Raw genomic sequence first — 26385 nt, 5'->3', positions numbered from 1 at the left:
CGGCCAGGGGGATCGCTCAGCGCGGCTCCGCCATGATGCCGTCGATACCGGCTGCCAGGGCCTCCCGCGAAATCTCGCCCGTATGGAGCGAGGCGAGCGTGCCGTCGCGGCGCAGGAACAGCGTCACCGGCAGCCCAGGCGCCGCGTAATGGCGCGAGAGGGCCATGGCGGCATCGAGCAGGACATGATCGAGCGTCAGCCGGTCGGCCAAGAGATAGCTCCGGATCTTCTCGGCGCTCTCGCCCTGGTTCACGAAGAGGAAGCCGACATCCGCCCGCTCGGCCGCTTCGCGCGCCAGCATCGGCATCTCCCGGCGGCAGGGCGGGCACCACGTCGCCCAGAGATTGACGACGAGCGGCTTGCCCTCGAAATCGCCGATCGAGCGGAGGGCGCCGTCCAGGGTGGCCATGCGGGTTGCCGGCGCCTGCTGGCCATAGGTCGCCTTCGTCAGCTCCAGCGTCACCAGTCCGACGAGGCCGGCGACGAGCACTGCCCCGGCTGCACCGGCGGCGAAGCGAACCGATCGACCGTAGAATGCGGTTACGAGCGCCATCCCGAGCAGCCCGGCGGGGATCGAGAATCCGCCTTGCCAGATCGCCAGCATGCGCCATGGCTCCTGCGCAAAGCTCGACCAATGCAGGACGACATGGCCGAGGCGGGCAGCGACGATCGCGGCAAGGACCGCCGACGACGCCCATGCGTTCAAACGCGCGTCAAACCGCCTGGACAGGAGCGCGGCTGCCATCAGCAGGGTCGCGATCGCGAGGATCGCGGCGAAGCGGTCCGGCGCGAAGACGAAGGGACCGATGCTGACGGCATTCATCCGATTGCGCTCCTGCTCTCGCGCGATAAGGCCGGCCGATCCGAGGGCCGGTTCCGGCTGCATCGGGCGGGCGCCTTAAGCCAGGCTTAAGCTCAGTTTCCTCTCGGGCTTCGCAGGCAAGAGAGCAAGGCATCGCTATGACGCAAGACGACATCCGGCAGGACAGCGGGCCCGCGAGCCCGATCCTGCATCGCCGCCAGGTCCTGCTGGGCAGCTTGCTGCTGGGCGGATCGGCCGGGGCGATCTCGCTGTTGCCGCCGCGGGCGCTGGCGGCTCCGCCGCCCTTCGTGACCGAAGCCGGCGGGCAATTCATCGAACTCGACCCGCGCGAGGATGTCTCGGCCATCTCGCTCACGGATTTCAACGGCCGGACCCGGTCGTTCGCCAGCTATCGTGGCCGTCCCTGTCTCGTGGCCTTCTGGGCGAGCTGGTGCCCGCCCTGTCTTCGCGAGCTGCCGATCCTGCATCGCCTGCAGCAGAGACGCGATCTCGGTTTCGCCGTCGTCCCTGTCTCGATCGACCGCGACGCGGCCGCTGCCCGACGGCTCATCGACCGGTTGGGACTGCGCGGCTTTGCGAGCTTCATCGACCGCGACGGCCTCGTCGCGTCGGGACCGAAATCGCAGGTGCAGACGCCCTTCCAGCTCTACGGGATGCCGATGAGCTATGTCGTCGATGCCAGGGGCAGGACGGCCGGCCATCTCGCCGGCGCGGCGGACTGGGGCACGCCGGAGGCGATCCGGTTCATGCACTATTTCGCGCGCGAGGGCTGACCAGGACGCACTGCGCCCGCATACTGGAGCCTGTTGGCTTCGGCGTCATGGGAGATGCCCGAAGAACAGGCGGACGAACGAAAGGACCGAGGTCTCGACCCGCACCAGGCCGCGCGGCGCGCTCGCCGTTCGAGGCCCTCCGCCTGGCATCAAAGTGCCATGGGGCAGGAACTTGCGAGACCGTCATCGGTTGAATGTTCGGGGGCTGTCGTCGACAACCTCCGACGACGTGGGATGGTTGCCATGATCGAGAGAGACGGCGATGTATTCCGTTTATTTTCAGAGGATTATCGAAGCTTTTCGCAGGAGGAGATGAGCCTGCGGGAATACCTGCTGGCCTGCCGCGAAGACAAATCGATGTATGCCTCCGCCCCTGAGCGGATGGTCGACGCGATCGGCGCGCCAAAGCTTTTCGATACGAGCCAGGACGAGCGCCTCGGCCGGATATTCTCCAACCGGACGGTCAAGCTCTACCCGTCCTTTACCGATTTCTTCGGCATGGAGGATACGATCGAGAGGATCGCCGGCTATTTCCGCTACGCATCGCAGGGCCTGGAGGAGCGCAAGCAGATCCTCTATCTGCTCGGCCCCGTCGGCGGCGGCAAATCCTCCCTCGCCGAGCGGCTGAAGAAGCTGATGGAGGAGCGCCCCTTCTACACGCTCAAGGTCGGGGACCGGATCAGCCCGGTCTTCGAATCGCCTCTGGGCCTGTTCCGTCCCGATCGGATGGGCGATCTCTTCGAGGACAAGTACGGGATCGCGCGGCGTCGACTGACCGGCCTGATCTCGCCCTGGGCGGCGAAGCGGCTCGACGAGCTCTCGGGCGATATCTCTGGGTTCAGCGTCGTCAAACTGAACCCCTCGCGCTTGCGGCAGGTCGGCATCGCGAAAAGCGAACCAGGCGACGAGAACAATCAGGATGTCTCGACGCTCGTCGGCAAGGTCGACATCCGCCAGCTCGAAAACTTCAGCCAGTCGGACCCGGACGCCTATTCCTACAGCGGCGGGCTGAACCGGACGACGCAGGGCCTGCTCGAATTCGTCGAGATGTTCAAGGCGCCGATCAAGGTGCTGCATCCCCTGCTGACCGCGACCCAGGAAGGCAGCTACAACGGCACCGAGAACTTCGGAGCCTTTCCCTACCAGGGCATCGTTCTGGCGCACTCCAACGAGTCCGAATGGCTCCAGTTCAAGAACAACAAGAACAACGAGGCGTTCCTCGACCGCATCCTGGTGGTCAAGGTGCCCTATTGCCTGCGCGTCACCGAAGAGCGGCAGATCTACGAGAAACTGCTGCGCGAGAGTGAACTGGCCGGCAGCCCCTGCACGCCGGAAGTGCTCGATATCCTCAGCCGCTTCTCGGTCTCGACGCGGCTGGCCGAGTTCGAGAACTCGCCGCTCTATACAAAGATGCGCGTCTATGACGGCGAGAACCTCAAGGAAGTGGAGCCAAAGGCGAAGGCCATCCAGGAGTATCGCGACGCCGCCGGGGTCGACGAGGGCATGACCGGCGTCAGCACGCGCTTTGCCTTCAAGATTCTCTCGCAGACCTTCAACTACGACACCAGGGAACTGGCCGCCGACCCGGTGCACCTGATGTACATCCTGGAAGGCGCGATCAAGCGCGAGCAATTCCCCAAGGAGACGGAAGCGGCCTATCTCGACTTCATCAAGTCGGAGCTCGCGACGCGCTATGCCGAGTTCATCGGCCACGAGATCCAGAAAGCCTATCTGGAATCCTATGGCGAATACGGCCAGAACCTGTTCGACCGCTACATCGCCTATGCCGACGCCTGGGTCGAGGATCAGGACTACAAGGACCCCGATACCGGCCAGCTGCTCAACCGGCAGGTCCTCGACGCTGAATTGTCGCAGATCGAAAAGCCGGCGGGCATCGCCAATCCCAAGGACTTCCGCAACGAGGTCGTGAAGTTCACCTTGCGCGCCCGGTCCAGGAACAATGGCCGCAACCCGTCCTGGACCAGCTATGAGAAGCTGCGCCAGGTGATCGAGAAGCGGATGTTCGGTCAGGTCGAGGATCTGCTGCCCGTCATCAGCTTCGGCTCGAAGCAGGACAGCGTGACCGAGAAGCGTCACCAGGGCTTCGTTCAGCGCATGGTGGAGCGTGGCTATACCGAGCGCCAGGTCCGGCGCCTGGTGGACTGGTACATGCGTGTGAACAAGGCGGGTTGAACGCGGCCGGAGCGTGCCATGCCGATTTTCATCGACCGCCGCCTGAACCCGAAGGACAAGAGCCTGGGCAATCGCCAGCGCTTTCTGCACCGCGTCCGCGCGGAACTGAAGCGCAGCGTCCAGGAACAGATCCGGGCCGGCAAGATCGCCGATGCAGACGGGGCGCACGCCGTTTCGCTCCCGGCGAAGCGCACGAGCGAGCCGCGCTTCCGCGATGCCGGGGACAGCGGCCGGCGCCAGCATGTCCTGCCCGGAAACAGGCATTTCGCGCCGGGGGACAGGATGCCGAAGCCGGGCCGGGGCGGCGGATCGGGATCGTCGCCCGGCCTGGAGGATTCCGAGGACGATTTCCGCTTCGTGCTGTCGCGCGAGGAGGTGCTCGATCTGTTCTTCGAAGATCTCGCACTTCCCGACATGGTCAAGCTCAATCTCAAGGAGATCGTCGCCTTCAAGCCGCGGCGGGCCGGCTTCTCGGCGAGCGGCTCGCCGACGAACATCAACATCGCGCGCACCATGCGAAACAGCCATGGCCGCCGCATCGCCCTCCAGCGGCCCAGGCGCGAGGAGGTCGAGGCCATCCTGCGCGAACTGGCCAGGATCGAGGMCGACGAGCCAGGCGCCGCCGACGCCGACGTCGCAGCCCTGCGCGCCGAACTCGACCGGCTGGAGCGCCGGCGCCGGGTGATTTCCTTCGTCGACCCGGGCGATATCCGCTTCAATCGCTTCGACGCGCAGCCTCGGCCCAACGCGAACGCGGTGATGTTCTGCCTGATGGACGTCTCAGGCTCGATGGGCGAACGCGAGAAGGACCTGGCCAAGCGCTTCTTCGTCCTGCTGCATCTGTTCCTGAAGCGGCGCTACGATCGCACGGACATCGTCTTCATCCGCCATACCCACATGGCGCAGGAGGTGGACGAGGACACCTTCTTCTTCAGCATGCAGAGCGGCGGCACCGTGGTTTCCACGGCGCTGGAGGAGATGCAGCGCATCATCGCGCAGCGCTATCCCAGCCGGGAGTGGAACATCTACGCCGCCCAGGCGTCGGACGGCGACAACCTCGCGACCGACTCCAGGCGCTGCCTCAAACTGATGGATGGCGAGATCATGCGCCTGTGCCAGTATTTTGCCTATGTCGAGATCATCGACGAACGCGAGAGCGAGATCTTCGGCTCCACGGACAACGGCACCTCGCTCTGGCGCGCCTATCTCACGGTCAAGGAGAGATGGCCGAATTTTGGCATGAGCCGCATCGCTCGGGCCGCCGACATCTACCCGGTCTTCCGGCATCTCTTCACCCGCCAACCGGCGCAGTTGCGCAAGTGAGGGAAGCGCCGATGGCGAGGCAAACGCCCCGATCCGATCTGCTGTTCTCCGGCTCGGACTGGAACTTCGCGACCTTGTCGCATGTCTACGACGTCATCGAGGCGGTTGCGAAGGAAGAGCTCCGGCTCGATGTCTACCCGGTGCAGATGGAGATCATCTCCTCAGAGCAGATGCTCGATGCCTATTCATCCATCGGCATGCCGCTGATGTATCGCCACTGGTCATTCGGCAAGCACTTCCTCCGCCAGGAACTGCTCTATCGCAAGGCCGGTCGCGGCCTCGCTTATGAAGTGGTGATCAACTCCAATCCCTGCATCGTCTATCTGATGGAAGAGAACACCATGGCCCTGCAGGCCCTGGTGACCGCGCATGCTGCCCTTGGCCACAACCATTTCTTCAAGAACAACTACCTGTTCCAGCAATGGGCCGATGCGGGCGCGATCCTCGGCTATCTCGATTTCGCCAAGGGCTTCATCGCCCGCTGCGAGGAAAGGCATGGCGTTGCGGCGGTCGAGGCCATTCTCGACGCCGCCCATGCGCTGATGGAACAGGGCGTGTTCCGCTATCGCCGCCCTCCCCGGCTCTCATCCGACAGGCACCGCGAGGGGCTTCGCGAGCGGCTGGAATACGAAGAGCGTTCCTATAACGACCTATGGCGCACGGTCCCGCGCTTGGTGGACGACGCCAAGCCCGACGAGAGCGAGGCCTCGATCGCCGAACGGAAAAGGGCGCTCAATCTCCCCGAGGAGAACCTGCTCTATTTCCTGGAGAAGAACAGCCTGATCCTCCAGCCCTGGCAGCGCGAGATCCTGAGGATCGTCCGGGTGATCGCGCAGTATTTCTATCCCCAGCGGCAGACGCAGGTGATGAACGAAGGCTGCGCAACCTTCGTGCATTACACGATCCTGAATACGCTGTTCGACCGCGGCCGGATCAGCGAGGGCGCCATGCTGGAAATCCTGCGCAACCACTCGAACGTCGTCTTCCAGCCAGCCTTCGACGATCCCCGCTTTTCCGGCATCAACCCTTATGCGCTGGGGCTGGACATGATGCAGGACATCCAGCGTGTCGTGACCGAGCCGACCGCGGAAGATCGCGACTGGTTTCCCGAGATCGCGGGAACCGGAGACTGGCGCACGATCCTGCTGGACGCCTGGGCCAACCACCGCGACGAATCCTTCATTCGCCAGTATCTCAGCCCGGCCCTGATCCGGAAGTGGCGGCTGTTCTTGCTTTCGGACGCCGCGAACGACTCGTTCTACAGCGTGGCTTCGATCCATAATGAGCGCGGCTACGCGTCCATACGCACGGCCCTGGCCCAGAAATACGACATCGGGGCGAGCCATGCGGACATCCAGATCGTGGATGTGGACCTGCTCGGCCAGCGGCATCTGCGCCTGCAGCACAAGGTCAATGACGGCATCCTGCTGGAAAGCGCCGGCTGCGATGCGACGCTGCGGCATGTCCATGAGCTATGGGGCTATGAGGTCAGCCTGGAAGGCGTTGACGCGCAGACGGGGGGCACGGTCTTCGAACGGTCCAGCCGTCAGCTTGACGGATCGATATAGTTCATAGGCACCGGGACGCGCATTGTGCCACGCCCCCAAGGCCGCTGAGTCAGCCCGTTCCAACGCCTTCATCAGAAGCAGGTGCTCATGATCACATGAAGCCCGGATTGCGCGGCAGGTATCGCGTCCAGGTTCCATAGCCCTGCGACGCCATCAGCAGCATGGGAAAGGTGATGCGCATGCCCTGACTGACGGCAAGGCTCAACGCGCTTTCGCATGTGCCGGGCAGTAACGCCGATATTGTCTCGCTGGGCCTGTCGGCCGCTATCTTCAATGCCGCCGCAAAGACATCCCCGAGGTCGCCAACCTCCCTGACGGCGAGAGGTCCGATATGCCCGCTGGACGTGACATAGCTGTAGCCGAGACAATCGTTGCCGGCGCAGAGCAAGACCCCCGTGGTCGCCGGGTCATCGAGCAGGTAGCGGTGATGCTTCTCTCGCGAGACGCCGATCGCGCGGGAATCGATCTCGGCCAGTCTCTCCAGGGTCGCGGCGCTGCCGTCGATCGGGATGCTCTGCAACGCAGGCTCCGGCAGTCCCTCAATCACCCGCTCCCGCGCCGCACTGAGAAAATAGATCGGCATCTTTGGAAAGAGGCCATGCCGGATGTAGAGCCCCTGCGAGACCCTGTTGAAGGTAAAGGTGATCAGAACCTTGTGAGCAGCAGTTGATTTCCGGGCATGCTCCAGGCTCAACTTCATCAATTCATTGCCGATGCCACGTCCCTGCTGGCCCGGATCGACGAATAGCTGGGCAAGAAACCAGACATTCCCGCATACCCAACTCCAGGCGAAACCGAGAAGCTCACCGTCATCCTCCGCGACCCATAGGCCGTCGGGATCGTCCTTGAGTGAAAACAGCTGAAAATTGGGAGCGCTCGACGTCGCCATCGGACCGAAACCATGGCGCGTGGTCAGATCATTGATGCTGGCAACGACGAGGGCATCAGCCGTCGCCAAATCCTGCGCGCGGGCCGGCCTGTAGACGAGTGACATGGGACAGCTCCGTCAGAGCAATTCAGATCAGTCTTGGCATCGAATCTCCGGCTGACAAGGCCAATGCCATCGCGCTGCCGCAGGCCCGCTCTTTCGCGCGCCTGCTTGATGGCTGAGTTGGTCGTGCGCCCTTCCCGGCCGGCCTGACCGTCAAAAGCCCGTGCGCGCCTTGAGCCCGGCGCAATGGCGCCACGCGTGCCGCCCGGGGGAGAACGCTTGCGCCGCACCGAGGCTGAAGGCAGACGTTGCGCAGTTCTGAAGGTCATGAAGACCGCATGATGAGGAAATGCCAGTGCAGCGCGATCACGCCTCTGAAATTGCCGCGATCACCCACCATCCGGCCTTCAAGGAGGCGGTCAGGGTGCTCGAGGCCGAGCATGACCGCACCATTGCCGACATCATCACGCTGACCGAGATTCCCGCGCCCCCCTTCAAGGAGGAGAAGCGCGCCGCCGCCTATCTGGAGATGCTGCAGGCGCATGGCCTGGAGGATGTCGAGCAGGACGAGATCGGCAATGTGATGGGCCTCCGGCGCGGCACCGGCAACGGCGGATTGATCGTGGTCGCCGCGCATCTCGATACGGTTTTCCCTGAGGGAACCGATGTCACCGTGCGCCGCGAGGGCACGAAGCTCTATGCGCCGGGCGTGGGCGACGACACCCGCAGCCTTGCCGTGCTCCTGGCCTTCGTGCGCGCGATGGACGCCGCCGGCGTCCGGACCCGCAATGATATCCTGTTCGTGGGCGATGTCGGCGAGGAAGGGCTCGGCGACCTGCGCGGCGTCCGCCATCTCTTCAGCAAGGGCCGGTATCGCGACAAGATCGCAGCCTTCATCACCGTCGACAGTCCGCAGGTGGAGAAGGTCGTCGTCGGCGGCGTCGGCTCGAAGCGCTATTCCGTCAGGTTCAAGGGGCCGGGCGGGCACAGCTTCCAGGCCTTCGGCATCGTCAACCCGATGTATGCCATGGCCCAGGCGATCGTGGAGCTTGGCCGCATCCAGGTGCCGGCGACACCCCGCACGACATTCTGTGCCTCCATCGTCGGCGGCGGCTCATCCGTCAACGCCATCCCCGAGGAGGCCTGGGTCGATATCGACCTGCGCTCGGAATCGGCGGACGAACTTGCCAGGCTGGACGCGCGCTGCCGCGAAATCGTGGCTGCGGCGGTAAACCAGGAGAACGCGACCCGCTCGACCAGCGAGGGCGCGATCACGGTCGAAATCAAAGCATTGGGCGACCGCCCGGCGGGCAACACGCCGGTGGACGCCGATATCGTGCAATACGCGACCGCAGCGCTTCGGGCCCATGGCTTTGTGCCCAGGCACGAAGCCTCCTCCACCGACGCGAATATTCCGATGAGCCTCGGCATCCCGGCGATCAAGATCGGCTCGGGCGGCACCGGCGGCAGGGCCCATTCCCTCGGCGAGTGGATCGATGTCGAAAAGACAGCGAGCATATCGGGCATGACGGCGAGCCTTGCCACGATCCTGGCCACGGCGGGCTTCCCTGCCGCGTGAACGGTCCTGTCGCCCGGTCGTTGCCGCTGCATTTGATCGTGCTGCTCGACCGGTTGCGATTGCGCGGACAGAATGGCGCAAGAGACGAACTCGCCTTGCGCGTGGAGGATGTCGCGTCTTCGATCATCGCGGCACCGTCGGCTCTGCCCCTTAACGGCAGCGTCCCACCCAAGCCAGGCATTGGGCTCGGCCGGCTGCTTCGGTGGGCCGCCTAGCGCCAGCTCCGGGCGTCATGGTCTGGTACTTCGAATGCCGCCACGGGGTCGAGCGTCCCTGCTGGCGGCCTTGCCAATCGCCCTCCCCGGCTCAGGGCATGCCGTCCTCGGGTTCGCGCTGGGCGGCGAGATCCAACGATGGGTCGTCTTGGCGTTCGCGCATCTCGGCGTTCAGACTGCCTGAATCCCAAGGCGGGCCTCGTCCTGACCGCCCAGATATCGCCGGCGGCGTCGTGGAAATCCTGGATCATCGGACCGGAAATCGTATCCGGTGCGATGATCCAATCCCCGTGTGCCTGCATCGGCTTTCCCGAAACCCGCAATCCACCTTTCCAGCCGATGCGTCAGGAGGCAGCCACATTGCCTCCACGCAAGCCGGCTATGGAATTTCGTATTGTGATTCGTACGCCCTGCCTGCAATTTTGAAAGTAAAGAGGATTGACATGGTAAAAGTGACAAGAATTACCATGACCGCCTGTGCCTTTAGTGCCTTCCTGGCAACGGCTGGTTTCGTTCAAACTGCGTTTGCCCAAACTCAGGCCGAGGCCAATTCTGTCTCGCCCTTGGCTACTGGCTTGACTGATGGCGGGGCCGCCGAAGCCCAAGTCGTCGAAGCTACCCGCGCCGGCGATGTCCTTACGATCAAGCTTCGCTTCAAGCCAATCGCCACGAACAAGCTGGAACGACTCTATGATTCGATCAGCAAGGATGCTTATGAAAACAGCTTCTATGTTCTTGCCGGCAAGAAGAAATACCTGCTGCTGACAGATAGCAACGACAAGCCGCTGACAAATCCTAACCTGGTCATCAAGGCCAACAAGGATTCTCCGATCGCGGGCTCATGGCATGGCAGGTTCCCTGCTCCACCGAAGGATGTCACGGACGTGTCGTTGACGATCCCGGGGGTCGAGACGCTCGACGCGATCAAAATCACCGACCGATAGCCATGGCGGGTGCGACCAAGTCTTCCCTCGCGATCGTCGTGTTTCTGGGAGTGGCAAGTAGCTCGTTTGCGCAAGAGCCACCTTACCATCGCGAAATACGCGATCTCAAAGCCACGGTTCTGGATCTTAAGGCCACGGCTCTGGATCTGAAGGGACTCCCCTCCGACTTGAACAGCGCGGTATCTGATCTGTCGGCGAAAGCCGGCGGACTTGCCGCCCGGCACGGTGGTCTTTCCGTGCGACACGATGCGACGACCGTCAGGCTGTCGATGACGGGCGATATCCTGTTCGATTTCGACAGGGCCGACATCAGGTCGGCTGCCGAACCGACACTCACCGATATCGCGCGTCTCGTCGCATCTGTCCCCGCTGGCACGATCGTCATCGAGGGGCATACGGATTCAAAAGGGTCTGCTCGGTATAATCAGGAACTGTCCCTTCGGCGGGCCCAGGTCGTCGCGCAATGGCTTGTGAGACACGGAGCAGATAAAGCGCGGCTTTCGGTCAAAGCGCTCGGCGATAAGCGTCCGATCGAACCCAATACGCTTAAGACCGGAGCGGATAATCCCGAAGGGCGTGCCCTGAACCGACGCGTCGAGTTCGTTATGCCCAAGCAGTAGAAGCGATTGTCTGCGGGCCGACGACAACGCGTCGGCCCGCTCCCGGCCTCCGGCAAAACGGCCGGATGGCCTGGCGCTCAGAAACCTCCGCCCCGCAGCGACATTCCGAGCGCCTGCTAGAGCAGCGGCCCGAAAAGTGGATTGCGGTTCCGGGAAAGCCGGTGCAAAGACAAAGGGTTAGATCATCGGATCTGGATACGATATCCGGTCCGATGATCTGATCAGGCGACCACAATTGGATATTGGAATCTTGCCCGGACGCTGACATCCGAGATCGGATGGGGTGACATCAGCTCCCGACGCTTGCCGGACGCTACGGACGTCCGCTTTGGGAAACACCGGAGGCTGCCAAGGCAAGTTGGCGTCCGGAGCCGCAGCATGGCCCCGGACGCCAGGATCAGAAGGTCAACCCGCAGGCTTGACGGATGGCGATCTGAACTGGCGAGGGAGACAAGGACGGATCAAACTCGCCCCGTGGCAACAGCGGCGGCTGCGCCATGAATCGCGGATGCTGGCCGCAATGGGGTTGCGCTGCATGAACCAGGAACGGGTGGCATAAATAGACCGTGCCCGCCGCTCCGGTTGCGACTTCGACCGCACAATCTGCAGTCGAGGCGTAGCCGTTCGCGGAGAGCTGCCGGAGTGTGGTTCCCGCCTCGCCGTAGGGCAGAAGCTCCCGCGCAATCACGGCATGCGAGCCCCGGCGAATTCTCGTAGGAGCATCGTCGGGCCCGACATCCGATAGCAGGAAGAGCATGAGCAGGGCTCGTCCGCTGCTCCTTACATTGGCTCGCCATTCCATGAAATCCGGATTGTCCAGGCCAAAGCTCACATCCACATGCCAGCCGTCGTCCCCTGGCGCTTGCGCCGAGGGGAACCGAATCGGAAAGGTCCCAAGCCCCCTGGGGGCGATCCAACGCTCTACGCCGACGAGTTGATCGAAGGCCTTGTGCAGGGGCGGCGTATTGGCCGCCTGGATGAAAGCAGGCGAGGATTTCGAGCTCACCCGGATGACCGGTCGCGTCCAGCCTTCCGGCTTGCTGGGCGATAAGCCGATATCTGCCCACAATTCATCCCGGCATTGCCTTGCAAAATCGGCACTGAAGGCGTTCTCGATTTTGACGAATCCGTCGTCGATGAAGCTCTGGACCTGACGGGATGTCAGGCCAATCTGCGCATTATTGGGCATTGCACGTTTCTCCGCTCGGCTGCCGTATCAGCGAAGCCGTTTTGATCTGATCTGATCGGCGCGAAGGCGCCGGACGGCTTGAGGCCGTTCAGATCAGGGGAAAGAACGTGGAGGCGAACATCATGACGAGCCCCCCTACCACGGCAACAAGGGCAGCCTCAAGGTCACCATTGCCCGGCTCTTCCCCGTCAAGGCGCCAAGAGGTTACTCCGAGTCATCGCCCGGAAGCGGTCGCTCCGGATCAAACTGCTCAAGACCCGGTCTCGAGCCGTTGCAGGATTCCCGACGGCCGTCTCGACAGGCTAGTCAGTGCTCGCCTCGACCGGCCATCGTGATAGGGAGGAGGCTATGGCCTTCACCCTCCACTGTTTTGCCGACATCCCCACCTCCGACTGGCTGGTTCTGCTGAACCATCCTGACGTCACGCGTCACATGCCGCTCGCCGATGGCAAGTGGACTGAAGCATCTGCCCTCGACTGGGCCAAGGGCAAGGACGCCCAGTGGCAACACAACGGCTACGGTCCATGGTCCATCCTCATTGATGGTCGCTTTGCGGGCTGGGGTGGCTTTCAGAAAGAGGCAGATGGCGCTGACCTCGCCCTCGTTCTCCTACCCGCGTTCTGGGGGCATGGCGCCGAGCTGTTTCACGGCTTCATGGAGCGTCGGGCCGACCTTGGCATCGGCAATGTCAGCATCCTGCTGCCGCCGAGCAGGTCGCGGGTGAAGGGCCTTGCCCGACTTGGTTTCATTGCCGACGGTGAGTTGGACTACCACGGCCAACGCTTGTTGAAGTTCCGGACGACCGCGTGAACGGTCGACCATTTACAGGTCGTGGTTGCCGCGGACGTGGAGCACCTGCGCCGCCCTGATTGCTTGCCTGCGCAGTTTTCTCGTGGGCGCTTCCAGGCGAAGTATTGCTATGGTTTTCCCCGGCTCTATCTGGCCTTCCAATGTGATTTGGGTTCCGACTTCAAAGGCAAAGAGCCAAGAAGCTTTGGGATCTGCGTCGCTCGGACCCCAGGACCTCGCGTTTCTTCCTGGATCATGACTGATGAGGTCAGAGCCGGCGCCCCTTTCATCCGACAGAGCCCATTCTCGGCGCGGTCCGTATCGCCCCGTTGCGGACCTTTCGGCGACGGGGCATGAAGTACCTTTGGAGGTATCAGGACGTGGAAATGACCAATGTCCAAGAGCGAGCGCAGCAGATATTGCGTGCTGAAGCRGCGGCCATCGCGGCCGTAGAGGTTAATTCGGCTTTCGATGCTGCGATTGAGGCCATAGAAGCCTGTCGCGGCAAGGTGATCGTCACCGGCATGGGGAAAGCCGGTTTTTCTGCCAATCGTTTTGCAGCCGTCCTCTGTTCGACYGGGACGCCAGCGGTCTTTGTGCACCCAGGCGAGGCCGCGCACGGCGACCTGGGCGTCGTCGGCCCAGGGGATTGCCTGTTCGCATTCTCCACGTCAGGCAAAACGCGCGAAGTGGTCGAGATGGTGGAACTTTCCCGGCATCTGGGGCCCCACAAGGTCATCGCCGTTACCTCGCATCCCCAGTCCGATCTTCGTCTTGTGAGCGATATCATCATCGACATGGGACAGATCGCGGAACCCTGTTCCTTGGGACTGACCCCGACCGCGAGCATTGCCGTCATGTCGGCAATCGCCGATGCCCTTGCGTTGATCGTCATGGAGCGGCGTGGCTTTACGCGAAAGGACTATGGCCTCCGGCACCATGGGGGTTACCTTGGTGCCAAGGCGCGTTTGGACAACGTCTGAGAGCCCGTCCCGAAACGCGCCCTCGTCAGGTGTTCCGGGTGCGACGCGGTCGATGACCTGCCTTTTCCCCGCCGCGCCGGCCTCGTTTCCGTCCGCCGGTGACGGTCAACCGTCCACGGCGCCCCCTTTGCCGGCGGTTTGCGGGATGAGGCGGCGCCGGCACGCGCACGTCCCGGGCCGGACTCCGCTCATGGTTCCGCCGTGCCTACCCGTCCGAGCGCAGCGTCAGCCTCGACCACGGGATCGTTGAAGGTCCAGCGGGGGATCGTGCGCATGCGGTCGAGGCCGGCGAAGACGGCCGCAAAGCCGCCATCCGGCGAAACCTCGCGGAGCGCGGCATCGAATTCCTGGCCGAACCCGTTGAAGCCCTCGGCCTCCACTTCGCAGAGATGAATCTGGTTCCAGTCGATCCGCAGCGCCGGATCACGGTAGAGCACGGCCGCCGTCTCCATGGTCCGGAACGTCCCAATCCTGTTCGCCTGGACGAGCTTCGCAGCAGCCGGCCCGATATAGTTCCGCATGATCTCTCGGTATTCGCCGAGAGAGGGAGCCTGCACCTCGATATATTCCAGCGACGCCTGCCGCTCGGGCCGATCGGCTGAGCCCTGCCAGTTTCGCGGCAGGACGAAGGCCGCGGGGGTGGTCAGGAGAATCTCCGCGCGCAGCACCTGGATCTGCGGCGGTTGCTGCTTGACCACGAGTTCGCGAATGGCGTCGGCAGGAACGATATCTTGGAAGTAGCTCAGTTCGAGATGGCTCCAGACAGCCGCTTCCGAAGCGTTCCGAAACACGGAGCGGTGCCGATACAGCGCCTGCCCGAGGCACGTTTTCGCAAAACGCGCCCAGTCGACGACGCGGTCCTCGAGCTCGGCTTCCGCTCCGGGATCCGCTTGTATCGTCCGGGCTAGCACCACGAGGCGGTCGCCGGGCTCGATCCGGGCCAGTTGCGACCCGTCAAGGGGATGAACACTCTCAGCCATTGGACGCCTCGGATCGTTCGTCTCGTCGTATCTGTCCCCGCTGGCACGATCGTCATCGAGGGGCATGCGGATTCAAAAGGGTCGGCTCAATCGAGCCCTGAATCGAGCATTGCTGCGACGATTTCGGCCGGGCCTCGTCTGGCCCGGCCAGCCGACCTGGGGCCGTGTTCAGTTGCCCGACGGCAGCGCGATGCTGATACCCTCCTTCGACAGGATGTCGCGGACGCTCTGGAATTTCTGATAGTCGGACAGCGTCATCGGCCCGGTATAGCTCTCGCTCTGCAGCTTGCGCGGCGGATACTGCACATAGGTCTTCATCAGCTTGTTGATGGCCTCGGAGATCGTCACCATCGTCCAGGTGCGCTCGGTGTAGTTGTTCATGAAGATGTCGTAGCGCTCCTGGGGATCCTGCCAGAGGTCGAAGACCTGCGGGACGGTGGCGACATATTTCTCGGCGCCCTTCCAACCGAGATTGCTGTCCACCGCCAGACCGCCGGTCGGGGCGCCGTTGTCGCCGCGCAGGTTGAAGACGGCCTTGTAGTTGCCGATGCGTGCCGCACCCGGAGAGAGCTCGTTCTCGGTGAAGTAGAACCACTCGTTGCGGGGCGAAGGGCCGGTCCCGAACAGCACCGGCGACAGGTCGTAGCTGTCGAAGATGATCGGCTGGTTGGCACGATCCTGGGTCGGCAACCGCACCCCGCCGACCGAAGCGAACGTCGCCATCAAATCGAGACCGCCGGTCACTTCGTGGTTCTTGGAGTTGGGTGCGATCTTGCCCGGCATCCAGGCGATGGCGGGAACGCGGTTGCCGCCTTCGCGAACCGTGCCCTTGGTGCCGCGGAACGGGGTATAGCCGGCATCGGGATAGACGTCCTGCCAGGCGCCGTTGTCGGTGGTGTAGAAGACCAGCGTGTTGTTGGCACGGCCGGAACTGCGCACCTTGTCCATGATCCGCCCGATCCGCGCGTCGAGCTCGACGACGGAGTCCGCATATTTACTCTTCGACATCGACTTATGGATGTAGTCGGGATGCGGCATGTTGGGCTGGTGCACCTTCATGAAGTTGATGCTCATGAAGATCGGCTCGGGCGAATTCGCGTTGCGGTCGAGATAGTCGAGCGCCGCCTTCTCGACATAGCCGTCGAAGAACGGGATGCCGACCACGCCTTCGGCGCCATTGATCACCGGCGTGTCGACATATTGGCCGTTGATCTTGAACTCCTCGCGCGCCGGCTGCCCGGCATTGCCCGACAGGGCTCCCTTCGTTACCCGCTGGAACATCGCCCGAAGCTCGGGTGACATATCCGGGAACCAGGTCGGGTCTGCGTAGGTGTAGGCGTTGAGATGATAGAGGCCGCAATATTTCATCTCGTCGTAGCCCTGGGCATTGGGCAATGCGTAATCGGCCTCTCCCAGGTGCCATTTGCCGGTGAAGAAGGTCTTGTAGCCACCGGTCTTGAGCACCGAGGCCAGCGTCCATTCGGCAGCGGGCAAGCCGCCGCCCTGGCCCTGGAAGGCCACGGTCGTCATGCCGCTCCGGTTCGGGATGCGGCCCGTCTGCATGGCGGCGCGGCCGGGCGTGCAGCTCGGCTGCGCATAGAAGGAGAAGAACGTCATTCCCTCCGCCGCCAGCTTGTCGATATTAGGGGTCGGCATGCCGCGGCCGATGCCGCCGCCATAGGGGCCAAGATCGCCGTAGCCGGTGTCATCCGACACGATCATGATGATGTTAGGTCGCTGCTGCGCCGCCGGTGCCGGTGTCGGGGCGGGTTGCGTCTGCGCCGCCGCCATCCCGCTGAAGGCGAGCGATGTCAGTGCAGTCGCTCCGAACAACGCCGCGCCAAAGCGCTCGCGCCAGGCTCCGAACCGCTCCAGCGCCCTGGCCGTGGAACTGTCTCTTTCATCAAGCTGCAGGCAATCAGGCATGACCTCACTCCTCAGGCTGCTTTGGATCGGACGGTGGTCTCCAGACGCATCGAAATCCGACATGACTGGTCGAGGTATCGACCGGCTCGGCATGGCGCGCGGCCGGGCGATAGCGGCGGCAATAGTTGGGGGCGCATAGGTGCGAGCCGCCCTTGATCACCTTGCGTGGAATCCTGATCTCCGGCATCGCCGGATCATAGCTTGCGCCCTCCCGCCCGCCGCGCGGGTTCACCGGGATGCAGCAGGCCTTCGCCGCGTCGGCCTCATGGCGGGCGGAGTACCAGTCTTCAGTCCATTCCCAGACATTGCCGATCATGTCGTGGAGGCCATAGCCGTTCGGCGGAAAGGCGGTGACCGGCGAGGTGCGCTCGAAACCGTCCTGGTTGCTGTTCTCGTGCGGGAAGTTGCCCTGCCAGGTGTTCGCCAGATGTCGGTTGCCGGGCGTGAGCTCCTCCCCCCAGGCATATTCGGCGCCGTCGAGCCCGCCCCGCGCTGCGAACTCCCATTCCGCCTCGCTCGGCAGGGCCTTTCCGGCCCAGCGCGCATAGGCGAGCGCATCGGCGAAGGTGACATGGACGACCGGATGGTTGTCGAGGGCGTTGATGTTGCTGCCGGGACCATAGGGGCGACGCCAGTTCGCGCCCTTGGTCAGGCTCCACCATTGGCTCCAGTCGCGCAGGTCGACCGGCCTCGTCGGCGGCGCAAAGACCAGCGAGCCGGCATAGAGCATATGCGGCTGCGTGCCGGGATAATCCTTCGGATTGGGCACGACCTCGGCAAAGGTGACATGTCCCGTTGCCCTGACGAATTCCTTGAACTGCCGGTTGGTCACCGGGGTCCGGTCCATCCAGAAGCCGTCGACGGTGACGCGATGCGCCGGAGCCTCCTCGGGGTAGTGCCGGTCCGAGCCCATGCGGAAGGTGCCGCCGGGGATGGAGATCATGCCTGGTGGCGGCGCTGTTCCTGCATCGGGGGCAACATGCGGTTGATCGCGGGAGGCCGATGGCTGTCCGTCGGCGATTTCGAGGATACGCATGGCAGGCACTCTTTGGAGAATTGGAGCAATTCTGTTCTAGAGTCAGAGAATGACAACACGAGACAATCGCGGCACTTACTTCAAGGTAATTTTTAGAATCCAATTAAATGACAGGAAAACGACAAGTAAATKACAAGATAAATTATAAATCAAATCTATAATCAAAATTAGATATTACGAGTTACAATTAAATTGTAGAATAATTACTGCGTTGCCTCCCATGCTAGAGATGTTTCTCGCGGGCGTCTACTGTGTGCGAATGAACTCCGATCACCTCTCCTTGCCCAGGGGGTTTGTTGCCATAGCCAGAATGGCTTGGCTGCCATCGACCGAAATTCACCGCCCTCGTCAGGGCCGGACGCAGGATCCATTCGCTGTGGAAGGCGCCCAAGATAAAACAGCCACCCAGCCGATTATGGATAGTCTCCACCTCACTTCCATGGGCGGCGCGAAACGGCGAACCTTTCAATGAAGGGTGAACCCGCAGGCATTGCTGCCACGCCAATCTTGAAGGAATTCCGAGATGGGTTTGCTGATAGATGGTGCCTGGCATGACCAATGGTACGACACATCGTCAACCGGCGGCCGCTTTATCCGGAAGGACAGCGCATTTCGCAACTGGGTGACGCCTGATGGCTCGGCTGGCCCAAGCGGCGCTGGTGGTTTTGCCGCGGAGCCTGATCGCTATCACCTCTACGTAAGCCTGGCGTGTCCTTGGGCACACCGGACCCTGATCATGCGCACCCTGAAGGGATTGGAAGAGCTTGTTCCGATCTCGGTCGTGCACTGGCTGATGCTCGAACGCGGCTGGACCTTCCAGGCAGGCCCCCGGGTCGTTCCCGACGCGGTTAATCACGCGCAGTATCTGCATCAGGTCTACACCGCTGCCGATCCCCACTATACCGGCCGGGTCACGGTTCCTGTCCTGTGGGACAAGCGGACCGGCACCATCGTCAACAACGAGTCTTCCGAGATCATTCGGATGTTGGGAACGGCGTTCGACCATCTCGGCGCATTGCCCGGGGCCTACTATCCCGCGCCGCTGCACGAGGAGATCGATGCGATCAATGCGCGGGTCTATGACACCGTCAACAATGGTGTCTATCGCGCCGGGTTCGCGACAACCCAGGAGGCCTATGAAGAAGCGATCGGGCCCTTGTTCGAAACACTGAACTGGCTAGAGGAGCGGCTGAAGGCACGGCGCTATCTGCTCGGAGACGACCTGACCGAGGCAGATATCCGCCTGTTCACCACGCTCATTCGGTTCGATCCGGTCTATGTCGGACACTTCAAGTGCAACCTGCGCCGCATTGTCGATTACCCGAACCTCTGGCGTTACACCCGTGACATCTACCACCTGCCCGGCGTTGCCGGGACGGTGAATATGCAGCACATCAAAGGCCACTATTACGAGAGCCATCGCACGATCAATCCGACCGGCATCGTCCCCCTTGGCCCAGAGATAAGCTACTGAAAGAGGACGAAAAGCCCCGGCAACCGCGCAAGCAGTTCATCGTGCCCAAGGTTCTGGTTCTTGATTGCTCTTCCCGTGGCCATGTCGAAACGCTGGCCTACGCCGAGGCCGGCCCCTCAGCTGCGGGCTCGGCAGGCAGTCATCTACGTGGCGTCATGTCCCGCCCCATGTGCGGCAGAGAAGCGCGGCTGTCGTAACGAAATTTGGGTGGGACGCCCCGCGCGCCCGGACGAGCGCGCGGGAGAGGCAAACGAGCGCTCAGCGATAGTCGCGGTAGTCGTACGCCGGGGCATAATAGCGCCTGCCGTAGACCGGCGCGGCATAGACCGGCCCGCCATAGACCGGCGCGGCATAGTAACCATTGTCGTAATAGTAGGGGTCAGCATAGGCGCGGCGGTTCGCGGCGATCGCTGCGGCACCCAGAATTCCGAGGCCAACGGCGCCGGCCACGGCTGCGCCACGGCCGCCGCCATACCAGCCGCCGCGGTAGCCACGATAGCCACCGCGATAGCCGCGGTAACGATATTGCGAATATTCCGCCGCTGCCTTGTCGAGCCGCGAGGCATCCACGACCGGACGCGCTTGCCCAGCGAAGGCCGGCACGGCCGAGCCCGCCGTGACCACGCTCGCGGAAGCCAGCGCAACGATGGCGGTTTTCCTGAGGGACATCATGATCGAATCTCCTTTTATCGGGCTCTCCTCCTCCCGAAGCTGAGGACAGGTTCGCGCCGCCCGGTTGAATGGCGGGTGAACCAATCGCGGCTGGATTGCGGCAGGCGCCAAGCCGTCTCCTTGCGCGTGCGTCGCCAAACAGTCGCTTTGAAGGGAAGCATCGACGCTTCCAAAGACTGCATTGTCCAATCAACGAAGGGCGGAACCGGTTGTTCCCCTCGCCGCCATGTCTCCGAGAACGGAAGCCAGCAGCCCGCTTTGCGATAGCGAACTCGATTACCGTCAATCGTCCCGCCGTCGCCTCGGCCCAGGCACCGCAGCGGGTCGTCAGCGTCCGGCTGCGATCAATCAGTGCAAGGAGAAGATGCGCGTCGCACCCTGCTTGGCCATGAGAGCCTTGAAGCGTTCGCTGGAGGCCGCCTATACCGTCTCCATGACAGCCAGCAACCGCATCGTCCTCTCCAGCGACCACGCCGCCATTCCGCTCCGGCAGGCCATCGCCGCTCATATCGCGACGCATGGCTGGGTCGCGGTCGATATCGGACCGACGACGCCGGAGAGCACACCCTATCCCAGGCAGGGCGAAGCGGCGGCGCGGCTCGTCGCCTCCGGCGATTGCCGGTTCGGCATCATCCTGTGCGGCACCGGCCAGGGCATCATGATGGCGGCGAACAAGGTCAAGGGCATCCGTTGCGGCGTCTGCGCCGACACGTTCTCAGCCCGCATGATCCGCCAGCACAACGATGCCAACATGCTGTCGATCGGCGTGCGCGTGGTGGGCGAAGGGCTCGCGCTCGATATCGTGGATGCGTTCCTCTCCGCCCAGTTCGAAGGCGGCCGGCATGCGATGCGGGTCGAGATGATCGAGGCGCTGGAGGGCTAGCGCCCGCGCGCGCCCCGAGCCGACACGGCCACCGTCCTGAACAGAGTCTCTAACCCGCATCCGCGCAAAAACATTTCGCTGGCAAAGCGTCCCGCATGCTGTAAAGCGCGCGGCGCGACCCTTGATGCCTCCGGGGTTCGACGGCCACGGAGTGAGCCATGCGCATCGGCGTCATCGCGGACATACACGGCAATCTGCTGGCTCTCGAAGCGGTGCTGGACCGTCTTCGCCACGCCTCGCCCGATCTGATCGTCAATCTCGGCGATTGCGCCTCGGGCCCGTTATGGCCGGCAGAGACGGTCGCGCGGCTCAGGGCGGCCGAGATGCTTCACGTCCGCGGCAATCATGACCGCGCCCTGGGAGCAGCCTCGCCCGAAGGGCTCGGTCGCTCCGACCGCTTCGCCTGGGACAGGCTCGACGCCGCCGATCGCGCTTGGTTGTCCACGCTGCCGGCAGAACAGTTCGCCGCCGGCGCGCAATGCGTCCATGCCTCACCCGGCGACGATGAAGCCTATCTGATGGAAGCCGTCGCGGCTGGCCGCCTCCTTCCCGACACGGCCGCCGCCGTCGAGGCACGGCTGGCCGCCGCGAAAGCGCCGCTCCTGCTCTGCGGGCACAGCCACCTGCCGCGGGTCCTGCGGTTGTCCAATGGGATGGTCGTCGTCAATCCCGGCAGTGTCGGGAACCCGGCCTATGAGGACGAGACGCCGCCTGCCCATGTCTCCGAGAGCGGAAGCCCGCATGCCCGCTTCGCGCTGGTGACGATCGCGGACACGATCACGGTCGAACATCACGCCATCGCCTATGACTGGGACGCAGCCGCGGCACGCGCCCGGCAGAACGGGCGCGACGACTGGGCCCATGCCCTGGCGACAGGCAGCGTGCGCCGGTGAGCCTCGGGATCTTCCTCACCGTGCTCGCAGCAGCGGCGATGCATGCGGGCTGGAACGCCTTCGTCAAGGTGAAGCTCGAACCACTCCACGCCATGGCGATGATCTCGCTCGCGTCCGGGCTTATCGCCCTCCCCGTGCTGCTGGTGACGGGCTGGCCGAAGCCTGAGGCCTGGCCCTGGCTCCTCGCCTCGCTGATCCTGCATCTCGGTTACTATATCGGCCTGTCCGGAGCCTATCGGCGCGCCGATATGAGCCAGATCTATCCGATTGCACGTGGCGGAGCCCCGCTTCTGACCGCCGCGATCGCCATGGCCGTCTTCGGCGAGCGCCTCGCCGTGCCGCAGCTCGCCGCCATCGGCCTGCTCGGCACCGGCATCATGCTGGTCTCGGTCCTCGGGCGCCGGCGCGGCGCTGCCTTCGATCCCGGGGCGCTCGGTTTTGCAGCGCTGACCGCCGTCATGATCAGCGGCTACACCCTGGTCGACGGGCTCGGCGCACGGGCGGCGGGTGACCCGCACGCCTATTCGGCGGCGCTGTTCGTGATCAATGGCACGCCGCTGATCGCCTATATCGCCTTGCGCGGTGGACGGGACGCGCTGACGGCGATGCGGCCGTTCTGGCTGCAGGGCACGGCCGGAGGCATCCTGTCGCTCGGCGCCTACTGGATCGCGATCTGGGCGATGACGGTCGCACCGATCCCGCTTGTCGCGGCCGTCCGCGAGAGCTCCGTGCTGTTTGCCGCAGTGATTGCCTATGTCTGGCTGAAGGAGCCGCTGCAGGCATCGCGCCTGGTCGCCTGCGGCTTCATCGTCGCGGCGCTCGCGCTGATGCGGCTCGCCTAAAGTTCAGCGCGCGATCGTCGCCTCGGCCTCGACGAGTCCCTGGACCGTATCGAAGAAGCCGCGCACCAGCGGAATGCGCCGGCGCTCCGCCCGGCAGGCCGCATATTCGCCGACCGCGAAATCGGCGCCGGTGATGACCAGCCGCTTCAGCGCGGGATCGGGCCGGAACTCCGCCTCGAAGATCACCCCGATGCCGAAGCCGGCGGCGACGGCCTCCCGCACCGCCTCGCGCGACTGGACCTCGAGCAGGTTCGCCGGCTTGATTCCCGCCTCGGACAGGCGAGCCTCGAAGGTCTCGCGCGTGATCGAGCCGCGTTCTCTCAAGACGATGTCCTGGCCCGCGAAGGCCTCGATCGGGATGCTGTCATGCTGCGCCAGGCGGTGCTCGCTGGCGATGAAGGCGACCAGCCGGTCAGCGCGCAGCTTCACCGTATGGAGGCGCGGATCCGAGCTCTGCCGCGCGGTGATCGCCACATCGGCGGCGAAATCCATGATCTGGTCGACCACTTCGGAGGAATTTCCGATCGTCAGCGAGAATGTCAGGCCGGGATAGCTTTCGCGCATCCGTGCCAGCGCGGCCATGACATGGGTGGCGCTGTCGGCGGCAATGCGCAGATGGCCACGCTGCAGCGTCCGGCTGCCGGCAAGCAGCGATTGCGCCTCGTCCTGCGCCGAGAACAGCCGGGCCGTGATGGCGAAGAGGCTCTGGCCCAGCGGGGTGAGCTTGGTCTTTCGGCCGGCCCGATCGAACAGGCGCACGCCATAGGCGTCCTCGAGCGAGCGGACCTGCGCCGAGAGTGTCGGCTGGCTGACATGGCGCGCCTTGGCCGCGCCGGTGAAGCTCTCGGCCTCCGCCACCGCGTGGAACGCCGACAGGCCGGAATAGCTGATCGCCATGCCATAGATCCTTTCTATGGATCGCATGGATAGGATGTATTGGAGCTATGTCAAATCTCGCCCTACCGTTTCGCCATCGGCTGCAACGACACAAGCGAGATCGACATGGCCCAAGCCCGCCGCCCCGCCGTTTCCGAGACCGGTGATCCCCTCCTCCTGACGCCCGGACCGCTGACGACCAGCAAGGCGATCAAGGAAGCCATGGTTCATGACTGGGGCTCCCGGGACGCCACCTTCGTCGGCATCAACAAGGCCGTGATGGATGAGCTGCCGAAGGTCATCCATGGCGAGGGCAGCTTCGTCACCGTGCCGATGCAGGGCTCGGGCACTTTCGCGGTCGAGGCCATGCTGACGAGCTTCGTGCCGCGCGGCGGCAAGGCGCTGGTCCTGATCAACGGCGCCTATGGCCAGCGCGCCAAGCGCATCCTCGAGATCGCCGGCCGCGATGTCGTCACCCACGAGACGGCCGAGGACATGCCGCCCGATCTTGCCGAGGTCGATCGCATGCTCGTCGCCGATGCGGCGATCAGCCATGTCTTCGTGGTCCATTGCGAAACGACGAGCGGCATCCGCAACCCGATCGAGGCGGTGGCTGCGCTGGTCAAGCGCCATGGCAGGCGCCTGCTGATCGACTCGATGAGCGCCTTCGGGGCGCTGGCGCTCGACAGCCGCGAGGTCTATTTCGACGCTGTCGCCGCCTCTTCGAACAAGTGCATCCAGGGGGTGCCCGGCCTCGGCTTCGTCATCGCCCGCCGCAGCGCCCTGGCGGAGACCAAGGGCAACGCCACCACGCTGGTCCTCGATCTCCACGATCAGCACGCCGCCTTCGAGCGCACCGGGCAGTACCGCTTCACCCCGCCGATCCATGTCATCGTCGCGTTCCATGCGGCGCTGCAGGAATTCTGGACGGAAGGCGGCGTCGCCGGGCGTGGCGAGCGCTATGCCGACAATGCGCGCATCCTGATCGAGGGCATGCAGGAACTCGGCTTCCGGACGCTGCTGCCGGCCCACCACCAGGCGCCGATCATCGTCACCTTCCACATGCCGCAGGACAAGAACTTCGTCTTCCAGCGCTTCTACGACACGCTGAAGGACGCCGGCTACGTGATCTATCCGGGCAAGCTGACCGTCGCCGACAGCTTCCGCATCGGCTGTATCGGCGCGCTGGGCGCGCAGGACATGAAGGCCTTCGTCGCCACGGTCTCGGACGTGCTTGCCGAGATGGGCGTCGGCCTGAAGTCGGCGGCGTGAAGGAGCAGATGATGAACATGCATTCAAAGGTCGGGTCGGATATCGTCGCGAACGGGCGGGCCTATGCCCGGCCGCAGCGTGCGACGGTCGTGATCTGCATGGACGGCTCGGAGCCGGCCTATATCGAGGCCGCCAGCGCCAAGGGCCTGACGCCCAATCTCGACCGGATCATGCGGGCCGGCACCAGCACGCATGCCTATTCAGTGATCCCGAGCTTCACCAACCCGAACAATCTCTCGATCATCACCGGCCGCCCGCCGGCGGTCCATGGCATTGCCGGCAACTTCTTCTACGACCGCGAGGCCAAGGAAGAGGTGATGATGAACGATGCCCGCTTCCTGCGGGCGCCGACCATCCTGGCGGAGTTCCAGAAGGCCGGCTTCAAGGTCGCGATGGTGACGGCCAAGGACAAGCTGCGGACCCTGCTCGGCAAGGGGCTCGATTTCACCAGCGGCACGGCGATCGCCTTCTCCTCGGAAAAGGCCGACAAGGCCAACACGGCGGAGAACGGCATCGATCAGGTGCTCGGCTTCGTCGGCATGCCGGTCCCCTCGGTCTATTCGGCCGATCTCTCCGAGTTCGTCTTCGCCGCCGGCGTCAAGCTGCTGGAGAGCTTCAAGCCGGACCTGATGTATCTCTCGACGACCGACTATGTGCAGCACAAGGCGGCGCCGGGCTCTGAAATGGCGGACGCGTTCTACGCCATGTTCGACAGCTATGTCGGCAGGCTCGATGCGCTCGGCTGCACGCTCGTCATCACCGCCGACCACGGCATGAACGACAAGCATCTGCCCAATGGCGAGCCGGACGTAGTCTATCTGCAAACACTGATGGACGAATGGTATGGCAAGGGCACGATGCGCGTGATCCTGCCGATCACCGATCCTTACGTCGTCCATCACGGCGCGCTCGGCTCCTTCGCCACGGTCTATCTGCCCGAGGGCGCCGACCAGACCGAGGTTGCGGCCCGCATCTCCGGCATCGACGGCATCGCGCTCGCGGTCACCTCGGCCGAGGCCTGCGAGCGTTTCGAGCTGCCGGCGGACCGGATCGGCGACGTGGTCGTGGTCTCGACGCGCTCGAAGGTGATCGGCACCTCGCCGGATCGGCACGACCTCTCGGGGCTGACCGAACCGCTGCGCTCGCATGGCGGCATCACCGAGCAGCGCGTGCCGATGATCGCCAACCGGCCGATCTCCGTGCCGGAGGGGCGCACGCTCCGCAATTTCGACGTCTTCGACGTCGCCCTCAACCTGGTGAGCTGAGATGAACGCGAATGTGAATCCGCCCGTGCGGCGCGAGACGATGCGGATCGCCGGCAAGCTCGTCTCGACCGACGACATGGTCGAGGTCCGCAATCCCTACGACAATTCCGTCGTCGGCCTCGTCCCGGCGGCCCGGCCCGAGCATGTCCGCGAGGCCTTCGCCAAGGCGCGCGCCTTCAAGCCGACGCTGACCCGCTATGAGCGCCAGCAGATCCTGCAGAAGACGGCCGAGCTGCTGCGCGACCGCAAGGACGAGTTCGCCCGGCTGATCACGGCCGAAGCCGGGCTGTGCTGGAAGGATTCGCTCTATGAGGCGAGCCGGGCCTATGACGTCTG

General features: G+C 63.9%; 25 protein-coding genes. 17 read left to right on the top strand and 8 right to left on the bottom strand.

The genetic code is table 11. The annotated features are described in order from the left end of the window. Positions 1–16: 16 nt before the first annotated feature. Positions 17–823, bottom strand: coding sequence for a TlpA family protein disulfide reductase (locus AC1DGP_RS23210; RefSeq protein WP_476832562.1), 807 nt, complete (start codon positions 821–823; stop codon positions 17–19). A 137-nt stretch (positions 824–960) separates the two neighbouring features. Between AC1DGP_RS23210 and AC1DGP_RS23205 the strand changes: the two genes are divergently transcribed. The 4 genes from AC1DGP_RS23205 (at position 961) to AC1DGP_RS23190 (ending at position 6680) form a co-directional block, all read left to right on the top strand. Continuing rightward, positions 961–1596 (top strand): TlpA family protein disulfide reductase, encoded by a 636-nt coding sequence (locus AC1DGP_RS23205; protein WP_476770736.1) that lies wholly within the window; start codon positions 961–963, stop codon positions 1594–1596. A 243-nt stretch (positions 1597–1839) separates the two neighbouring features. Then, the gene (locus AC1DGP_RS23200; RefSeq protein WP_476832561.1) at positions 1840–3789 is read left to right on the top strand and encodes a PrkA family serine protein kinase; all 1950 of its coding nucleotides are present in this window, start codon (positions 1840–1842) and stop codon (positions 3787–3789) included. Positions 3790–3807: 18 nt separating this feature from the next. Beyond that, on the top strand, positions 3808–5112 hold the full coding sequence (locus tag AC1DGP_RS23195; RefSeq protein WP_476832560.1) for a YeaH/YhbH family protein: 1305 nt from the start codon (positions 3808–3810) through the stop codon (positions 5110–5112). 11 nt (positions 5113–5123) lie between these two features. Then, positions 5124–6680, top strand: a complete 1557-nt coding sequence (locus AC1DGP_RS23190; protein ID WP_476832559.1) for a SpoVR family protein — start codon at positions 5124–5126, stop codon at positions 6678–6680. A 91-nt stretch (positions 6681–6771) separates the two neighbouring features. On the opposite strand, the gene AC1DGP_RS23185 is transcribed toward AC1DGP_RS23190, so the two are convergent. Beyond that, positions 6772–7674, bottom strand: coding sequence for a GNAT family N-acetyltransferase (locus tag AC1DGP_RS23185; protein WP_476832558.1), 903 nt, complete (start codon positions 7672–7674; stop codon positions 6772–6774). Positions 7675–7966: 292 nt separating this feature from the next. Here AC1DGP_RS23185 and AC1DGP_RS23180 point away from each other — a divergent pair, with 292 nt between their 5' ends. The 4 genes from AC1DGP_RS23180 to AC1DGP_RS23165 all read left to right on the top strand — a co-directional run bounded on the left by AC1DGP_RS23180 (position 7967) and on the right by AC1DGP_RS23165 (position 10969). After that, positions 7967–9190 (top strand): M20/M25/M40 family metallo-hydrolase, encoded by a 1224-nt coding sequence (locus tag AC1DGP_RS23180; RefSeq protein ID WP_476832557.1) that lies wholly within the window; start codon positions 7967–7969, stop codon positions 9188–9190. Positions 9191–9543: 353 nt separating this feature from the next. Then, a complete protein-coding gene (locus AC1DGP_RS23175) occupies positions 9544–9831 on the top strand; it encodes a hypothetical protein (RefSeq protein WP_476832556.1) in 288 nt (95 codons plus the stop codon). Between the two features lie 17 nt (positions 9832–9848). After that, positions 9849–10349 carry a hypothetical protein gene (locus AC1DGP_RS23170; RefSeq protein ID WP_476770729.1) on the top strand — a complete coding sequence of 167 codons (501 nt, stop codon included), beginning with the start codon at positions 9849–9851 and terminating at the stop codon, positions 10347–10349. A gap of 2 nt (positions 10350–10351) precedes the next feature. After that, positions 10352–10969 carry an OmpA family protein gene (locus AC1DGP_RS23165; RefSeq protein WP_476770728.1) on the top strand — a complete coding sequence of 206 codons (618 nt, stop codon included), beginning with the start codon at positions 10352–10354 and terminating at the stop codon, positions 10967–10969. A 397-nt stretch (positions 10970–11366) separates the two neighbouring features. On the opposite strand, the gene AC1DGP_RS23160 is transcribed toward AC1DGP_RS23165, so the two are convergent. Next, entirely contained in the window at positions 11367–12158 is a 792-nt protein-coding gene (locus AC1DGP_RS23160) for a phytanoyl-CoA dioxygenase family protein (RefSeq protein ID WP_476770727.1), read from the bottom strand. Between the two features lie 348 nt (positions 12159–12506). On the opposite strand from AC1DGP_RS23160, the gene AC1DGP_RS23155 reads away from it, so the two are divergent. After that, on the top strand, positions 12507–12968 hold the full coding sequence (locus tag AC1DGP_RS23155; RefSeq protein ID WP_476770726.1) for a GNAT family N-acetyltransferase: 462 nt from the start codon (positions 12507–12509) through the stop codon (positions 12966–12968). Between the two features lie 365 nt (positions 12969–13333). Next, positions 13334–13930 (top strand): SIS domain-containing protein, encoded by a 597-nt coding sequence (locus AC1DGP_RS23150; protein ID WP_476832555.1) that lies wholly within the window; start codon positions 13334–13336, stop codon positions 13928–13930. Positions 13931–14118: 188 nt separating this feature from the next. Here the strand turns inward: AC1DGP_RS23150 and AC1DGP_RS23145 are convergent, their stop codons facing one another. From AC1DGP_RS23145 to AC1DGP_RS23135, 3 genes are all read right to left on the bottom strand, one after another. Next, positions 14119–14910 carry a hypothetical protein gene (locus tag AC1DGP_RS23145; protein ID WP_476832554.1) on the bottom strand — a complete coding sequence of 264 codons (792 nt, stop codon included), beginning with the start codon at positions 14908–14910 and terminating at the stop codon, positions 14119–14121. 168 nt (positions 14911–15078) lie between these two features. Next, complete coding sequence (locus tag AC1DGP_RS23140) at positions 15079–16701, bottom strand: arylsulfatase (RefSeq protein ID WP_476832608.1); 1623 nt, start codon at positions 16699–16701, stop codon at positions 15079–15081. A gap of 139 nt (positions 16702–16840) precedes the next feature. Next, entirely contained in the window at positions 16841–17779 is a 939-nt protein-coding gene (locus tag AC1DGP_RS23135; protein ID WP_476832607.1) for a formylglycine-generating enzyme family protein, read from the bottom strand. 616 nt (positions 17780–18395) lie between these two features. On the opposite strand from AC1DGP_RS23135, the gene AC1DGP_RS23130 reads away from it, so the two are divergent. After that, a complete protein-coding gene (locus tag AC1DGP_RS23130; protein ID WP_476832553.1) occupies positions 18396–19346 on the top strand; it encodes a glutathione S-transferase family protein in 951 nt (316 codons plus the stop codon). Between the two features lie 258 nt (positions 19347–19604). Here AC1DGP_RS23130 and AC1DGP_RS23125 read toward each other — a convergent pair whose 3' ends face one another. Continuing rightward, positions 19605–20018, bottom strand: a complete 414-nt coding sequence (locus AC1DGP_RS23125; RefSeq protein ID WP_476832552.1) for a hypothetical protein — start codon at positions 20016–20018, stop codon at positions 19605–19607. Between the two features lie 433 nt (positions 20019–20451). On the opposite strand from AC1DGP_RS23125, the gene rpiB reads away from it, so the two are divergent. The 3 genes from rpiB (at position 20452) to AC1DGP_RS23110 (ending at position 22636) form a co-directional block, all read left to right on the top strand. Then, positions 20452–20901 carry a ribose 5-phosphate isomerase B gene (rpiB, locus tag AC1DGP_RS23120; RefSeq protein ID WP_476770225.1) on the top strand — a complete coding sequence of 150 codons (450 nt, stop codon included), beginning with the start codon at positions 20452–20454 and terminating at the stop codon, positions 20899–20901. Between the two features lie 158 nt (positions 20902–21059). Further along, a complete protein-coding gene (locus AC1DGP_RS23115) occupies positions 21060–21794 on the top strand; it encodes a metallophosphoesterase family protein (protein ID WP_476770218.1) in 735 nt (244 codons plus the stop codon). Beyond that, positions 21791–22636, top strand: a complete 846-nt coding sequence (locus AC1DGP_RS23110; RefSeq protein WP_441508262.1) for an EamA family transporter — start codon at positions 21791–21793, stop codon at positions 22634–22636. The genes AC1DGP_RS23115 and AC1DGP_RS23110 overlap by 4 nt, the downstream gene beginning before the upstream one ends. A gap of 3 nt (positions 22637–22639) precedes the next feature. Here AC1DGP_RS23110 and AC1DGP_RS23105 read toward each other — a convergent pair whose 3' ends face one another. Beyond that, positions 22640–23533 carry a LysR substrate-binding domain-containing protein gene (locus AC1DGP_RS23105; protein WP_476770219.1) on the bottom strand — a complete coding sequence of 298 codons (894 nt, stop codon included), beginning with the start codon at positions 23531–23533 and terminating at the stop codon, positions 22640–22642. A gap of 105 nt (positions 23534–23638) precedes the next feature. Here AC1DGP_RS23105 and AC1DGP_RS23100 point away from each other — a divergent pair, with 105 nt between their 5' ends. The 3 genes from AC1DGP_RS23100 to AC1DGP_RS23090 form a co-directional block, all read left to right on the top strand. Then, positions 23639–24784 (top strand): 2-aminoethylphosphonate--pyruvate transaminase, encoded by a 1146-nt coding sequence (locus tag AC1DGP_RS23100; RefSeq protein WP_476770220.1) that lies wholly within the window; start codon positions 23639–23641, stop codon positions 24782–24784. An 11-nt stretch (positions 24785–24795) separates the two neighbouring features. Continuing rightward, on the top strand, positions 24796–26049 hold the full coding sequence (gene phnA, locus AC1DGP_RS23095; protein WP_476832551.1) for a phosphonoacetate hydrolase: 1254 nt from the start codon (positions 24796–24798) through the stop codon (positions 26047–26049). A gap of 1 nt (position 26050) precedes the next feature. Continuing rightward, a partial coding sequence (locus AC1DGP_RS23090; protein WP_476832550.1) for an aldehyde dehydrogenase family protein occupies positions 26051–26385 on the top strand: 335 nt, incomplete at its 3' end.

Source organism: Allobosea sp. 05T433, assembly GCF_056396065.1.
This window is presented reverse-complemented; position numbering and strand designations above follow the sequence as displayed.